10 protein-coding genes are annotated in these 15,440 nt (G+C 72.1%); 3 read left to right on the forward strand and 7 right to left on the reverse strand.

The window, feature by feature from the left end; genetic code table 11:
- The first annotated feature begins 501 nt into the window (after window positions 1-501).
- Window positions 502-5,463, forward strand: coding sequence for an NAD-glutamate dehydrogenase (locus HZS56_RS12735; protein ID WP_216720800.1), 4,962 nt, complete (start codon window positions 502-504; stop codon window positions 5,461-5,463).
- Window positions 5,464-5,674: 211 nt separating this feature from the next.
- Here the strand turns inward: HZS56_RS12735 and HZS56_RS12740 are convergent, their stop codons facing one another.
- The 4 genes from HZS56_RS12740 to HZS56_RS12755 form a co-directional block, all read right to left on the reverse strand.
- Window positions 5,675-7,402 (reverse strand): glycosyltransferase family 2 protein, encoded by a 1,728-nt coding sequence (locus HZS56_RS12740; RefSeq protein WP_216720801.1) that lies wholly within the window; start codon window positions 7,400-7,402, stop codon window positions 5,675-5,677.
- Entirely contained in the window at window positions 7,399-9,609 is a 2,211-nt protein-coding gene (locus HZS56_RS12745; protein ID WP_216720802.1) for a CDP-glycerol glycerophosphotransferase family protein, read from the reverse strand. The genes HZS56_RS12740 and HZS56_RS12745 overlap by 4 nt, the downstream gene beginning before the upstream one ends.
- A gap of 229 nt (window positions 9,610-9,838) precedes the next feature.
- Window positions 9,839-10,738, reverse strand: a complete 900-nt coding sequence (locus tag HZS56_RS12750; RefSeq protein WP_374201135.1) for an ABC transporter ATP-binding protein — start codon at window positions 10,736-10,738, stop codon at window positions 9,839-9,841.
- Window positions 10,731-11,678, reverse strand: a complete 948-nt coding sequence (locus HZS56_RS12755) for an ABC transporter permease (protein ID WP_216720803.1) — start codon at window positions 11,676-11,678, stop codon at window positions 10,731-10,733. Before HZS56_RS12755 ends, HZS56_RS12750 begins: the two co-directional genes overlap by 8 nt.
- A 209-nt stretch (window positions 11,679-11,887) precedes the next feature.
- Between HZS56_RS12755 and HZS56_RS12760 the strand changes: the two genes are divergently transcribed.
- A complete protein-coding gene (locus HZS56_RS12760) occupies window positions 11,888-12,523 on the forward strand; it encodes a TetR/AcrR family transcriptional regulator (RefSeq protein WP_216720804.1) in 636 nt (211 codons plus the stop codon).
- Window positions 12,524-12,563: 40 nt separating this feature from the next.
- Here HZS56_RS12760 and HZS56_RS12765 read toward each other — a convergent pair whose 3' ends face one another.
- Entirely contained in the window at window positions 12,564-13,490 is a 927-nt protein-coding gene (locus tag HZS56_RS12765) for a LysR family transcriptional regulator (protein WP_216720805.1), read from the reverse strand.
- 119 nt (window positions 13,491-13,609) lie between these two features.
- Here HZS56_RS12765 and HZS56_RS12770 point away from each other — a divergent pair, with 119 nt between their 5' ends.
- On the forward strand, window positions 13,610-13,960 hold the full coding sequence (locus tag HZS56_RS12770; RefSeq protein WP_216720806.1) for a DoxX family protein: 351 nt from the start codon (window positions 13,610-13,612) through the stop codon (window positions 13,958-13,960).
- A gap of 46 nt (window positions 13,961-14,006) precedes the next feature.
- On the opposite strand, the gene HZS56_RS12775 is transcribed toward HZS56_RS12770, so the two are convergent.
- Both HZS56_RS12775 and HZS56_RS12780 read right to left on the reverse strand, forming a co-directional pair.
- Window positions 14,007-14,543 (reverse strand): nucleoside/nucleotide kinase family protein, encoded by a 537-nt coding sequence (locus HZS56_RS12775; protein WP_216720807.1) that lies wholly within the window; start codon window positions 14,541-14,543, stop codon window positions 14,007-14,009.
- 122 nt (window positions 14,544-14,665) lie between these two features.
- Window positions 14,666-15,409 carry an SDR family oxidoreductase gene (locus tag HZS56_RS12780; RefSeq protein WP_216720808.1) on the reverse strand — a complete coding sequence of 248 codons (744 nt, stop codon included), beginning with the start codon at window positions 15,407-15,409 and terminating at the stop codon, window positions 14,666-14,668.
- Between the last annotated feature and the right edge of the window lie 31 nt (window positions 15,410-15,440).

Below are 15,440 nucleotides of genomic sequence, written 5' to 3' on the forward strand. Positions count from 1 at the left end.
GGTGTGAGCGGTTCTGGACGGGGGGTGTCGCTGTGAGGGGGCCGGGCGGTGGCGGGGCGGCACGGTTGCGCGCAGCTGTGCGGAACGGCCAAGTCGGAGGGCGGGTTTTGTACAGATGCGGCCCGTGACGGGGGGACCGGGAAGGGGGATAGCCTTGGCGCGTGATCAGCGCGATAGCTCGCGGGGGCACTGGTGCCCCCGCCCTGCGCCCGGTGTGCACGGACGACATCCGTGCCCGGGTGGCGGTCGCTGGTCTTCGCGGGCGGGACGGGGCGAAAGAGTCCCCCGGTACGGCGCCTCGCACCCTGCGGACGGTGACGGCGAGAGCGAAGTCACACCCGGTCGGTGCGGCGACATTGGCTGATATGCCCCCGCTCCTCTCGTCTTGCGGCATAGCGTCGGAGGAGACCGGACACCCCGTGTCCCGACGTCATGCCGGAAGGCAGGAGACCGTACTTCCTTCTACGTCACGCAACGGCGCGCGACAGGAGTCAGAGGACAATGCAGACCAAGCTGGACGAAGGCAAGGCCGAGCTGCTCGAAAGGGCCGCCCGGGTAGCTGAGAACAGCCCGGTCGGGGGGCGCCTACCGACCGGGACGACGGGCGAGGGCTCTCCGGGCACCCCGGACGGCCCGGACGGCGCCCCGGACTACGCATCCGTGTTCGCGTTCCTCCAGCGCTACTACCGGCACACCGCACCGGAGGACCTGGCCGACCGCGACCCGGTCGACGTCTTCGGCGCCGCCGTCTCGCACTACCGGCTGGCCGAGAACCGCCCGCAGGGCACGGCCAACGTCCGTGTGCACACCCCGACGGTCGAGGAGAACGGCTGGACCTGCAGCCACTCCGTCGTCGAGGTGGTCACCGACGACATGCCCTTCCTCGTCGACTCCGTGACCAACGAGCTGACCCGCCAGGGCCGCGGCATCCACGTCGTCGTCCACCCGCAGATCGTGGTGCGGCGCGACGTCACCGGCCGGCTGGCCGAGGTGCTCGCCGGCCGGCCCACCGCCGACCTGCCGCACGACGCGCACGTCGAGTCGTGGATCCACGTCGAGATCGACCGCGAGACCGACCGCGGCGACCTGAAGCAGATCACCGCCGACCTGCTCCGCGTCCTGAACGACGTCCGCGAGGCCGTCGAGGACTGGGGCAAGATGCGGGACGCGGCCGTCCGCATCGCCGAGCAGCTGGGGTCCGAGGCCACCCCGGACGACCTCCCCGCACGTGAGCTGGAGGAGGCCCGCGAGCTGCTGCGCTGGCTGGCCGACGACCACTTCACCTTCCTCGGTTACCGCGAGTACCAACTGCGCGAGGACGACTCCCTCGCCGCCGTCGCGGGCACCGGTCTCGGCATCCTGCGCTCCGACCCGCACCACGCGGCCGACGAGAGCCACCCCGTCAGCCCGTCCTTCGAGCGGCTGCCGGCCGACGCCCGGGCCAAGGCCCGCGAGCACCGGCTCCTCGTGCTGACCAAGGCGAACAGCCGGGCCACCGTGCACCGGCCGTCGTACCTGGACTACGTCGGCGTCAAGAAGTTCGACGAGAACGGCAGCGTCGTCGGCGAGCGGCGCTTCCTCGGCCTGTTCTCGTCCGCCGCCTACACCGAGTCCGTCCGCCGGGTGCCGGTGATCCGGCGCAAGGTGGAGGAGGTCCTGGAACGGGCGGGGTTCTCGCCCAACAGCCACGACGGCCGCGACCTGCTCCAGATCCTGGAGACGTACCCGCGCGACGACATGTTCCAGACCTCGGTCGGGGAACTCGAACCGATCGTGACCTCCGTCCTCTACCTCCAGGAGCGCCGCCGCCTGCGGCTCTACCTGCGTCAGGACGAGTACGGGCGCTACTACTCGGCCCTCGTCTACCTCCCCCGCGACCGCTACACCACCGGTGTCCGGCTGCGGATCGTGGACATCCTCAAGGAGGAACTCGGCGGCACCAACGTCGACTTCACCGCCTGGAACACCGAGTCGATCCTGTCCCGGCTGCACTTCGTCGTCCGCGTCCCGCAGGGCACCGAGCTGCCGGAGCTGTCCGACGCCGACAAGGACCGCATCGAGGCCCGCCTCGTCGAGGCCGCCCGTTCCTGGGCCGACGGTTTCGCCGAGGCGCTGACCGCCGAGGTGGGCGAGGAGCGCGCCGCGGAACTGCTGCGCCACTACAGCGGCGCCTTCCCCGAGGGCTACAAGGCCGACCACGGCCCGCGCTCCGCGGTCGCCGACCTCGGCCACCTGGAGCGGCTCGACGAGAAGCAGACCTTCGCGCTCAGCCTGTACGAACCGGTCGGCGCCGCACCCGAGGAACGGCGTTTCAAGATCTACCAGAAGGGCGGCCAGGTCTCCCTGTCGGCCGTGCTGCCGGTGCTCAGCCGGCTCGGCGTCGAGGTCACCGACGAGCGGCCCTACGAGCTGCGCTGCGCGGACCGCACCACGGCCTGGATCTACGACTTCGGCCTGCGCATGCCCAAGGCACCGGCCGGCGGCGCCGACTACCTCGGCGACGACGCCCGCGAGCGCGTCCAGGAGGCCTTCGCCGCGACCTGGACCGGCAAGGCGGAGAACGACGGCTTCAACGCCCTCGTGCTCAGCGCCGGGCTGACCTGGCGCGAGGCCATGGTGCTGCGCGCCTACGCCAAGTACCTGCGGCAGGCGGGCTCCACGTTCAGCCAGGACTACATGGAGGACACCCTCCGCAACAACGTCCACACCACGCGCCTGCTCATCAACCTGTTCGAGGCCCGGATGGCGCCCGAGCGCCAGCGGGCCGGGCACGAGCTCGTCGACGCGCTGCTCGAAGAGGTCGACGCCGCCCTCGACCAGGTCGCGAGCCTCGACGAGGACCGGATCCTGCGGTCCTTCCTCACCGTCATCAAGGCGACGCTGCGGACCAACTTCTTCCAGGAGGCGAGCGGCGGCGAGCCGCACGACTACGTCTCCATGAAGTTCGACCCGCAGGCCATCCCCGACCTGCCCGCGCCGCGTCCCGCGTTCGAGATCTGGGTGTACTCGCCGCGCGTCGAGGGCGTGCACCTGCGCTTCGGCAAGGTCGCGCGCGGTGGTCTGCGCTGGTCGGACCGCCGGGAGGACTTCCGCACCGAGATCCTCGGCCTGGTCAAGGCGCAGATGGTGAAGAACACCGTCATCGTGCCGGTCGGCGCCAAGGGCGGCTTCGTCGCCAAGCAGCTTCCCGACCCGGGCGTCGACCGCGACGCCTGGATGGCCGAGGGCGTCGCCAGCTACCGGACGTTCATCTCGGCGCTGCTCGACATCACCGACAACATGGTGGCCGGCGAGGTCGTGCACCCCGCGGACGTCGTCCGGCACGACGAGGACGACACCTACCTCGTCGTAGCAGCCGACAAGGGCACCGCGAAGTTCTCCGACATCGCCAACGAGGTCGCCGAGTCCTACAACTTCTGGCTCGGCGACGCCTTCGCCTCCGGCGGCAGCGCGGGCTACGACCACAAGGGCATGGGCATCACCGCCCGCGGCGCCTGGGAGTCCGTCAAGCGGCACTTCCGGGAGCTGGGCGTGGACACCCAGAGCCAGGACTTCACCGTCGTCGGCGTCGGTGACATGTCCGGCGACGTCTTCGGCAACGGCATGCTGCTGAGTGAGCACATCCGCCTCGTCGCCGCCTTCGACCACCGGCACATCTTCATCGACCCGGTGCCGGACGCGGCCAGCTCGTACGCCGAACGGCGCCGGCTGTTCGAGCTGCCGCGCTCGTCGTGGGCGGACTACAACACCGAACTGCTCTCGGCCGGCGGCGGCGTCTTCCCGCGCACGGCCAAGTCCGTCCCGGTCAACGCGCACATCCGCGAGGCCCTCGGCATCGAGTCCGGCGTCACCAAGATGACCCCGGCCGAGCTGATGAAGGCGGTCCTCAGCTCGCCGGTGGACCTGCTGTGGAACGGCGGCATCGGCACGTACGTCAAGGCCTCCACCGAGTCCAGCGCCGACGTCGGCGACAAGGGCAACGACGCCATCCGGGTGGACGGCAAGGACCTGCGTGTCCAGGTCGTCGGCGAGGGCGGCAACCTGGGCCTGACCCAGCTCGGCCGGATCGAGTTCGCGCTGCGGGGCGGCCGGATCAACACCGACGCCATCGACAACAGCGCGGGCGTGGACACCTCCGACCACGAGGTGAACATCAAGATCCTGCTCAACGGTCTCGTCAAGGACGGCGACATGACCGTCAAGCAGCGCAACAAGCTGCTCGCCGGGATGACCGACGAGGTGGGCGCGCTCGTCCTGCGCAACAACTACGCGCAGAACACCGCGATCGCCAACGCGCTCGCCCAGTCCAAGGACATGCTCCACGCCCAGCAGCGGTTCATGCGCCATCTGGTCAGGGAGGGCCACCTCAACCGGGCCCTGGAGTTCCTGCCCACGGACCGCCAGATCCGCGAGCGGCTCAGCACCGGGCACGGCCTGACCGGCCCGGAGACGGCCGTGCTGCTGGCGTACACGAAGATCACGGTTGCCGAGGAGCTGCTGCACACCTCGCTGCCGGACGACCCGTACCTCAAGGGCCTGCTGCACGCCTACTTCCCGAAGGCGCTGCGCGAGCAGTACCTGGAGCAGGTCGACAGCCACCCGCTGCGCCGCGAGATCACGACGACGGTCCTGGTCAACGACACGGTCAACACGGGCGGTACGACGTATCTGCACCGGATGCGCGAGGAGACCGGCGCGTCGCTCGAGGAGATCGTGCGGGCGCAGACCGTGGCCCGGGCGATCTTCCGCTCCTCCCCGGTGTGGGACGCGGTGGAGTCCCTCGACACCAGGGTCGACGCGGCCGTCCAGACCCGGATCCGGCTGCACTCGCGCCGCCTCGTCGAGCGTGGCACGCGCTGGCTGCTCAACAACCGGCCGCAGCCGCTGGAGCTGGCCGAGACGGTCGGTTTCTTCGCCGAGCGGGTCGAGCAGGTCTGGTCGCAGCTGCCGAAGCTGCTGCGCGGCGCGGACGCGGAGTGGTACCAGCACATCTACGACGAGCTGACCGGCGCCGGTGTCCCGGACGAGCCGGCCACCCGGGTGGCCGGGTTCTCCTCCGCCTTCGCGACGCTGGACATCGTGTCGGTGGCCGACCGCATGGGAAAGGAACCGCTGGACGTCGCCGAGGTGTACTACGACCTCGCCGACCGGCTCGGCGTCACCCAGCTCATGGACCGGATCAGCGACCTGCCGCGCGCCGACCGCTGGCAGTCCATGGCGCGGGCGGCCATCCGCGAGGACCTGTACGCGGCGCACGCGTCGCTGACCGCCGACGTGCTGGCGGTGGGCAACGGCACGGCGACGCCGGAGCAGCGGTTCAAGGCGTGGGAGGAGCGGAACGCGGCGATTCTCGGGCGGGCGCGGACGACGCTGGAGGAGATCCGGGGGTCGGAGGCGTTCGATCTGTCCAACCTGTCTGTGGCGATGCGGACGATGCGGACGTTGTTGCGGACGCATGGGTGACGGCTTCGCCGGGTGAGGTCGTGTGAGGTTGCGTGAGGTGCCCCGGGCCGGGTGGTCCGGGGCACCTCTGCCCGGCGCCCGGCGTGTGGGTGGGCGTCGGGGTGGGTGACACTCGCCCGCGTTGGCGGGGTGCCTCCCCCAGAGGGGGTACCCCCAGCGCCCACCCGTGCCGCCCCAGCGGCACGACTGCCCGCAGTTGGGGGGCCGGGGGTCAGTGGAGGATGTTTGCTGCCAGGTGGGCTGCTCTGCGGGTGCGGGGGGTCGACAGGCGGTGCAGGGCCGGGCGGATCAGGGTGGCCGTCGGGCCCGTGGGGTGCCAGGTGAGGTGGAGGCGGCCCGGGTTGTGGCCCTCCGGAGCCACCGTGACCCGGTGGGGCGTCGTACCGGCGCGGTAGGGGATGCGGGCCGTGAGGGGTGGGAAGGCCAGGGGCGCCAGGAGGATGCCGGTGTGGGTGTGGCCCTCGTGGCGCAGCCGGAGGACGGGATGGCGTACGCCCTCGAAGCCCTGGAGGGGGAGGCGGGCCGCCCCCAGGTCGAGGCGGACGCGGCCCTCGAAGAGGCCGGGGCCGAGGGGCGAGAGGCGGAAGGGCACCGCGAGGCGACGGCGGCCGGGGGAGACGTGGAGCACGGCTCGCTGCGGGCCGACCGGGAGGCGCAGGGCCGGGTCGTAGGTGCGCACGGTGAGGTCGATCGAGGCGCCGGGGCCGCGCGCGACGTCGGTGATCTCGTGCCGGAGCAGGGCGGTGAAGAACGGGCGGGTGTCCAGCTCCAGTTCCGAGAGGTCCAGTTCGCGGCGGGCCTCGGCGGTCGCCGGGATCTCCCCGCCCCAGTAGAGGCGCCCGTTCTCCTCGTCCGGCGTCACCCGGCGCGGGGCCACCGCGTGGCCGAGGCCGCGGGCAGCGGTGCGCACGTCGGACAGCCGCCCCTCGCGCAGCAGCTGGAGTACGACCCGCTCGGCGCGGGGCAGCCGGGCGTACGCGCCCTCGGCGAGGGTGTCGAGGTACGGCACGACGATGTCCGCGAAGGAGGCGAGCCAGGCGTCGTCGCGGTAGGGCAGGTCACCGGCGTACATCCGGAAGTCGTGCTTGAGGAACTTGAAGTCCTTGTCCTCGCGCAGCGCTTCGTGCCCGCTCTCGGACAGGAAGGCGTCGATGAGGCGCTGGACGCGGACGCGGTCGCGGACGTTGGTCAGCTTGTGCCGCTGGTTGGAGATGGAGGCGGCGCCGGAGGCGGCGTACGGGGCGATGTACCAGCGGTAGACCGGCTCGGGGACGACGGTGAACGTCTGGGCGAGGCAGTACGCCCGGGCCGAGAAGAGCTGGTCCTCGTAGTGGATGCCCTCGGGGAAGCGCAGGCCGTGCCGGTCCAGGAAGCGGCGGGCGTACATCTTGCTGGTCGACAGGTGCTCGAAGAGGAGCCGCGGGTCGGCCTCGATGCCGTCGAGAGTGCGGCGTTCGGCCACCAGGTGCGGCATCCAGGTGGTGCGCCGTCCGCCGTCGACGCGGATGCGGTGCACGGCGCCCATCGCGAAGTCCAGGTCGCGTTCGCGGTGGGCGGCGAGCAGGATCTCGACGGCGCGCTCGGGGAGTTCGTCGTCGCTGTCGAGGAACATCAGGTATGGCGCCCGCGCGATCTCCAGGGCGCGGTTGCGCGGGGCGCTGCACCCGCCGCTGTTCTCGGGCAGCCGCAGGTACACCACGCGGGGGTCGTGGGCGGCCAGTTCGCGGGCCACGTCCTCGGTCGCGTCCGTGGAGTGGTCGTCGCTGATGACGACCTCGATGTTGGCGTGGGTCTGGCGCAGCACGGAGGCGACCGCGCGGGGGAGGCGTCCGGCGTCGTTGTAGACGATGACCGTGACCGTGACGTCCGGGGCGTCGGGCCTGTCCGGGGGCGGTGTGCTCGTCGGGGTGCGGGCGGCCGGGCCGGTGACGGTGTTCATGACGCGGTGGCCTCCTCGGGCGTCGGGGCCGGGGTGCGTTCCTCGAGCGGCAGGATGCGGGGGAGCAGCCGTTCGTCCTCGCCGAGGAAGACGCGCCGGACGACGCGTTCGGCGGCGCGGCCGTCGTCGTACTCGCAGAAACGGCGCCGGAAGGCGGCTCGTGCCTTGGTCGCGCGTTCGTCGCGCCAGGCGTCCGTGGTGAGGATCTCGGTCAGTTCCGCCTGGGTGCGGGCGACCGGTCCCGGTGCCTCGGCCATCAGGTCGAAGTAGACGCCGCGGGTGGTGCGGTACGTCTCCCAGTCGTCGGCGTGGATGACGATCGGGCGGTCGAGGTTGGCGTAGTCGAACATGATCGACGAGTAGTCGGTGACCAGCGCGTCGGCGGCCAGGCACAGGTCCTCGACGGGTTCGTAGGAGGAGACGTCGACGAGGCGGCCGGTGCGGCGCAGCGCCGCGGGCCGGGCGGAGGCGCTGCCGTAGAAGTAGTGGGCGCGTATCAGCAGGACCGTGTCCTCGCCGAGTCGGCCGGCCAGGGCGGCGAGGTCCAGGCGCGGGGTCCAGCCGGCCTCGTAGTCGCGGTGGGTGGGCGCGTAGAGGATCGCGCGGCGGCCCGGGGCGATGCCGAGGCGTTCGCGGACCGCGCGGACCGCGGCGGCGCCGGCGGTGTAGTAGACGTCGTTGCGCGGATAGCCGTGGTCCAGGGAGCGGTGCCGGGAGGGGTAGGCGCGCTGCCACATGCGGGTGGTGTGGCTGTTCGCGGACACGCTGAAGTCCCACTTGTCGACGCGTGCGAGCAGCGCCCGGAAGTCCAGGCCGTGGGCCGCGGCGGGGTACGGGAGCTGGTCCAGGCCCATGCGTTTGAGCGGGGTGCCGTGGTGGGTCTGGAGGTGGACCGTGCCCGGGCGTTTGACCACGGCGTCCGGGAAGTTGACGTTGTTGACGAGGTACTTGGCGCGGGCCAGTACCTCCCAGTAGCGCGTGGTGCCGGGGACGACGTGGTCGGTGCCGGGCGGCAGCAGGGCCGCGTTGCCCGCGGTGACCACCCACACCGGGTGGACGCTCGGGGCGAGTTCGGTGAGCTTGGCGGCGATCGCGGCCGGGTTGCAGGCCACACCGCGGGCCCAGTACGCCGAGAAGACGGCGAGGTGCGGGTCGACCGGCCGGGTCAGGGCGCGGCGGTAGCGCAGGGCGGCCAGCCGCGTCCCGGCCCGGCGCCGCCCGGTCCGGGCCGCCGACCGTACGCCGCGGCGGGCGTGGCTGGCGCCCTGGAGGGCCCGGTACTTCGAGTAGGCGCCCTCCTCCAGCAGGGAACGGCGTACGCCTTCCAGGCCGGACGGGCGCCGGTGGCCGTCGGGGCGGTGGCGCCGGGCGGCCGCCGACGCCCGGCGGAAGAACTCCCGCCCGACGGCGTCCGGCATCCGGTCGCGGGCGAAGGTGCGCAGGCAGTCGCGGACCATCAGGTCGTACAGGACGCCGTGCACGGCCGGCCGGTCGGCGGTGAGGGCGAGGAGGGTCTCGTAGCGGTCGACCAGGGCGTAGCGCTGCTCCGGCGTGACGGGCGGGAGGCTCTCGGGGCGCAGCCTGCGGTCGTCGTACCCCGGCTGGGGCAGGCAGGCGAGGCGGTCGGCGAGCAGCAGGGCGGCGTACGCGGCGAACGGCTCGTCCTCGGTGGTCAGGAGCCGTTCGTGCGCCTTCCAGAAGCCGGCGCGTACGACGCGGTTGCCGAGCAGCGGGGCCACGCGGAGCAGGGCCGCCCGGTCGTCCAGGGCCAGGCCGGCGCGGCCGGCCCGGGCGAGGCGGGGGCCGTCGGGGGAGGGCAGACCGAGGGTGCGCCAGGTGCTGCGGACGTGGTCGAGGAGCAGGACGTCCACCGCGTCGGGAAGGCCCTCGGTGTGCCGGGCGACGGCGGTCGGGGCACCGACGGGCACCCCGTCCTTGGCGTGGACGAACTGCAGCCACCGGCCCCGCGCCCGCGCCGCCCCCGCCGAGCGGGCCGCGGCGTCGCCCGCCCCGTCCGGGAGGGGCAGCACGGTGAAGGCCGGGGTGTGCCGCTCTGCCGCCTCCCGCGCCCAGTCCCCGACCGCGGCGACGACCACTTCGACGCCGGTGAGGGGGTGGTCGTCCAGGGAGTCGAGGAGGGCGGGCAGATGGTCCTGGACGTTGGGACCGTGCACGACGACGCTGAGGTCGGGGACCGTCTCGGACATCGGGGGGACTCCTTTGCCTCGGCGCCTGCCTCGGCCTCTGACTCGGCCTTCGCCTTCGTCTCGGCCCTCGTCTTGGCCCTCGTCTTGGCCTCGGCCGTCGCCTTCGTCGCTCCCGGAGCACTCCTAGGGGCCGGTTTCTATTCGGTCATCGTGTCATCAATCGGGCAAAAGGGTGAATCGAGAATGCGCCTTCCGAGGGATGGATCCGAGGGCCGAGGGACAGGGGGCCTCATGCGGCCGCCCCCGCCTTGGGCGCGGGTTTGGGTGTTGCCGGCTTGGCCTTCGCCTTCTTGTCCGGGCCGCCCGTGAACTTCTCGTACTCCTTCAGGACGTCCTCCGTGGGCCCGTCCATCCGCAGCTCGCCGCGCTCCAGCCACAGCACCCGGTCGCAGGTGTCGCGGATCGACTTGTTGCTGTGGCTGACCAGGAAGACCGTGCCGGCGTGCTTGCGCAGCTCCCGGATGCGTTCCTCGGACCGCTTCTGGAAGGAGCGGTCGCCGGTGGCCAGGGCCTCGTCGACGAGGAGGACGTCGTGGTCCTTGGCGGCGGCGATGGAGAACCGCAGCCGGGCCGCCATGCCGGAGGAGTACGTACGCATCGGCAGGGTGATGAAGTCGCCCTTGTCGTTGATCCCGGAGAAGTCGACGATCTCCTGGTACCGCTCCTTGATCTGCGCCCGCGACATGCCCATCGCGAGGCCGCCCAGGTACACGTTGCGCTCGCCGGTGAGGTCGTTCATCAGGGCGGCGTTGACGCCGAGCAGGGAGGGCTGGCCGTCGGTGTGGATGCGGCCGTTCTCCACGGGGAGGAGACCGGCGACCGCCTTGAGCAGCGTGGACTTGCCGGAGCCGTTGGTGCCGATCAGGCCGATCGCCTCGCCGCGGTACGCCACGAAGGACACGTTCTTCACGGCGTGCACCCGGCGTACGCCGGCCGCCTTCTCGCTCTTCCTGCGGCGCAGGATGCGGTTGAGGGCGGCGGTCGCGGAGCCGCGGCCGGCGCCGGTGCCGTTGACGCGGTAGACGATGTCGACGCCGTCGACGACGACGGTGGGGATGCGCTCGGCGGGGGTGGTGCCGGCCGCGGAGGTGTTGTCAGCGGGAGTCTTGTCAGCGGGGGTGTCAGCCACGACCGTACGTCTCCTCGGCCTTCCAGAAGTAGATGAAACCGCCGATCCCGGCGACCAGTGCCCAGCCCAGGGCCAGCGCCCAGACGTGGTCCGGGAGCATGCTGCCGTCGAAGCTGTCGATCAGCGCGAACCGCATCAGGTCGATGTAGACGGCGGCGGGGTTGGCCTGGAGCAGCGTGCCGACCCAGGACGGCACGTTGCTGTCCGGTCCGGTCATGTGGTGGATGCTGAACATGACGCCCGAGCCGTACATCCAGGTGCGCAGCAGGAACGGCATCAGCTGGGCCATGTCGGGGATCCTGGACCCGACCCGCGCCATGACCATCGCCACGCCGGCGTTGAACAGGAACTGCAGCACCAGTGCCGGGACGGCGAGCACCCAGGACACGGCGGGCGGCACGCCGAACGCCAGCAGGATCACGGCCAGGGCGGCCATCGAGAACAGCAGCTGCTGGAGCTGCTGCAGGCAGAAGGAGACCGGCAGCGCGGCGCGCGGGAAGTGCAGGGCGCGGACGAGGCCGAGGTTGCCGGATATGGCCCGGGTGCCCGCCATGATCGAGCTCTGGGTGAACGTCCACACGAACACGCCGGTGACCAGGAACGGGACGTAGTCCTCCACGCCGCGCCTGGTGTTCATGAGCACGCCGAAGATGAAGTAGTACACCGCCGCGTTGAGCAGGGGCGTCATCACCTGCCAGACCTGGCCCAGCTTGGCCTGGCTGTACTGGGCGGTGAGTTTGGCGGTGGAGAAGGCGCCGATGAAGTGCCTGCGCGCCCAGAGCTGACGGACGTACTCGGGCAGGGAGGGGCGGGCACCGCTGACCGACAGGCCGTGGCGGGCGGCGAGGGCCGCGAGGTCGTGGCCGGCGGGGGAGGTGCCGGCCGTGGCGGTGGCCGGGGCCTTGGGTGTCGGGGGCGGTGTGTGGAGGACCTGACTCACATCCGCTGCTTTCGCTCGGGAGAGGTGTCGGAAGAGGTGTCGGGACAGAGGTGTCGGGGAGGCGGTCGAGGTGCGACGCCCGTCGTTCACCTGGGCGACCGCGTGTGTTCACTTACGTCGGGACGGGACCGTATCGTCGTGACGTGAGCGTAGGCCGGGACGACGCCGGAACGCAACCGTTTCGTCGCAACGCCCTATGCTTGGCTCGCATGACGACCAACGCCGCCGCCGACGAGCCGCAGCCGCGCCCGCGCCGCCGCAGGCCGCCCGCCGGGGCGGCGGTACTGCGCGAGGACGTGACGGAGGCCATCCGGGCGGCGGTCTTCGGGGAACTGGCCGCGGTCGGTTACGCGCGGATGTCGATCGAGGGCATCGCGCGCCGCGCGGGGGTCGGCAAGACCGCCGTCTACCGGCGCTGGCGCTCCAAGCTGCACCTGGTCCTCGACATCGTCTCGGCCCTCGCGGTCCAGGGTCTGCCCGCACCCGACACGGGCTCCCTGGAGGGCGACCTGCGGCTGCTGTACGAGGTGACGTCCCGCGCCCTGCGGCATCCCGTGGCCTCGCAGATCATCCCCGACCTCCAGGCGGAGGCGGCCCGCAACCCCGACATCGCCGAGGCGCTGCAGAAGACCCTGCGGGAGGGCCAGGACGGCGTGGCCAGCAGCATCCTCGCGGCGGCGAAGGAACGCGGCGAACTGAGCCCCTCGCTGGACTCCGACCTGGCCCTCGACCTGATCTCGGGGCCGCTGTACTGGCGCTCGGTGGTCGTCCGCGGCCCGAAGCCGCCCAAGGGGTACCTGGGCGCGCTGGCCCGGGCGACGGCGGAAGCGCTCAAGGCGCTCTGACCCGTACGGGATCCGCCGGATGGGCTTCGGCGATGACTGGTCAGCCCGCGGTCCCGGTCCCCGCCTCGGTCTGGGGCGGCCGGGCGCTCTCCAGGCAGGCGTGGACGAAGTCCTGGACGACGGGGTCGGTGTCGTCGGCGACGGCCCACGCGACGCCGACCCGGCTGGAGCTGACGCCGCTGACCGGGCGGTAGGTCACGCCGGGACGGGCGTAGAAGCGGGCGGCGGACGCCGGGGCGAGGGCGATGCCGTAGCCGTTGGCGATGGCGCTCAGCCAGTCGTCCGGCTGGTCGGTGACGGCGCCGATGCGGACCGGGCGGCCGTCGCGTTCGCCGGCGGCCAGCCAGTGGTCCCGCCACCGGCCGGTCTCGGGAGGAGCGGCCACGAACGGCTCGTCCCACAGGTCTCGGAACGGGAGCACGTCCCGCACGGCGAGCGGATGGTCCTCGGGCAGGGCGACCCAGCGGGGCTCGCTGAACAGCACCGCCGTCCGCAGGGCGTCCTGGCCGGGGAAGGGCAGCCGCAGCAAGGCCACGTCCACGTCTCCGTCGGCCAGCCCGGCGCTCGGGTCCGACCAGCCGGCCTGGCGCATCTCCACACGCCAGCCCGGCCGGCGCCGGGCGAACTCCGTGATGATGCGCGGGGTCGCCTCGTTGGCGGCACTGGCCATGAAACCGACTCGCAGCGAGCGGGCCGCCCGGCCGGCGGCACGCCTGGTCTCCCGCAGTACCTGGTCCCATGCGGTCAGCAGGGCGGGCAGTCGCGCCGCCAGTGCCCGGCCCGGTTCCGTGAGGGCCATGCCGGCCCGGGAGCGGGTGAACAGCCGGGCTCCGAGCAGGGTCTCCAACTGCCTGATCTGTTTCGTGAGCGTCGGCTGGGACACGAACAGCCGCTCCGCGGCGCGGGTGAGGGTCCCCTCCTCGGCCACGGCGAGGAAGTAGCGCAGGAGCCGGGTGTCCACATCCATGCCCACAGGTTATGGAAGCAGGTATTGGACGCACGTCGAGGGCTCGGGGAGGCTCGGCGAGAGGAGCGCCACCGGGCGTACGGGGCGTACCCGCGCACCGGAAAGGAAAGGGGAGACCAATGTTCACCGCCTACGCGATGGTCACCGGCCTCGCGATCGTGGCCAACGCCGGGATCGCCGTCGCGGACTTCTCACGGGCCGGGTTCGTCGTCGCCAACTCGACCGAAGTGGGTGTCCCGCAGACCTGGCTGCCCTGGCTCGGCGCGCTCAAGGCCGCGGGAGCCGCCGGTCTCCTGCTCGGGCTCCTGGGTGTTCCCGGCATCGGCGTCGCCGCCGCGATGGGCCTCGTGCTGTTCTTCGTCGGCGCCGTCGCCGCGCACGTCCGGGCTCGCGTCTACTACAACTTCGCCTTTCCCGGCGGGTACTTGGCACTGGCCGCCGGGGTCCTGGTCCTCGACGTCGCGCGTTAGGCACCGGTCGCCCGGCGCCGGGACGGGGCCGCAGTGCCGACGGCACTCACCACGCCGTGAGCCGGACCACCTGCGCCGCGATGTCCTGCACCGCCCGGCCGTCCGTCGGGACCCGTACGGTGCCGACCGGGGCCTCCTCGGCCAGCCGGCGCCCCATGCGCAGGCTCCGCTCGATGTGGACGCCGAGCTGTGACCCGGTCTCCCGCCCGGCGAGCCGCTGCCGCACCGTGGCCTCCTCGGCGGTCAGCAGCACGCACGTGACCCTGACCTCGTCCCCGCCCATGGCCCGCCCGATCATCTGCGACTCCAGGATGCTGACGGTGTTGGTGTAGATCAGCCGGCGCTGCCCGAGCGCCGCGTAGTTGGCCCACACCGCCGCGATGTTCCGCTCCGTGACCGCCGTACGGTGCGGGTCGCCGCCGGGGGCGGGATGGATGTGGTCCATGCCGTCCCCCTCGATCAGGCAGTGCGCGGTCCCGGCGTCCCGCAGCATCGCGGACACCTCATGGCCGACGGTGGACTTCCCGACGCCGGAGCCACCGCCGATGAGTAACAGGTCGTATGTGCTGGGTTCCTGGTCCATGTCCGCAGTGTGCGGTGCGACCGAGGCCGCTCGCACGGATATGTGACTCCTCGTGAGTTTCGGCACCGTTCGACACGGCGCCGGACTCACCGCCCTCCAGCATCCCCCGCCCTCCGACACCCCTAGAGGACGCCCCCGTTGGCGCGGATGTTCTGCCCCGTCAGCCAGCGGCCGTCCGGCCCGGCGAGGAAGGCGACGACGTCCGCCACGTCCTCGGGCCGGCCGAGCCGCCCCAGCGAGGTCATCGCGACGGCCATGGCCACCTTCTCGGGCTCGTTGTTCGCGTTCAGCAGGTCGGTGTCCGTGGCGCCGGGCGACACGGCGTTGACGGTGATGCCCCGTGCGCCCAGCTCGCGCGAGGCCACCAGGGTCAGCTGTTCGAGGGCGCCTTTGCTGGCCGCGTACGGGGCGTTGCCGGGGGCGGGGAAGACGGTGTTGAGGGTGGAGATGTTGACGATCCGTCCGCCGTCGCGCATGTGCCGGGCCGCGTACCGCACCGCGAGGAAGACCGACTTGGCGTTCACGGCCATGACCCGGTCGAAGTCGGCCTCGGTCGTCTGGGCGAGGGGGACGACGTCGGTGTGCGTGGCCGCGTTGTTGACCAGGATGTCCAGGCCGCCGAGCCGGTGTTCGGCCGTGGCCAGCAACTCCTCGGCAGCGCCGGGCCCGGCGAGGTCGGACTGCACGGCGGTGACGTTCCCGCCCGCCTTCCCCGCCTCCCGGACGACCTCGTCGGCCGCCTCGGCGCTGCGTGCGTAGTTGAAGACGACGTCCGCCCCGTCCCGCGCGAGCCGCAGCACGACGGCTCTGCCGATCCCCCGAGAGCCCCCGGTGACGACGGCCGCCTTGCCCGTGAGCACCGCCATGATCCCTCCCCGTCTCGATGTCCGTCGACGT

Source organism: Streptomyces mayonensis, from assembly GCF_018982965.1.
In the GTDB taxonomy this organism is placed as follows: domain Bacteria; phylum Actinomycetota; class Actinomycetes; order Streptomycetales; family Streptomycetaceae; genus Streptomyces; species Streptomyces mayonensis.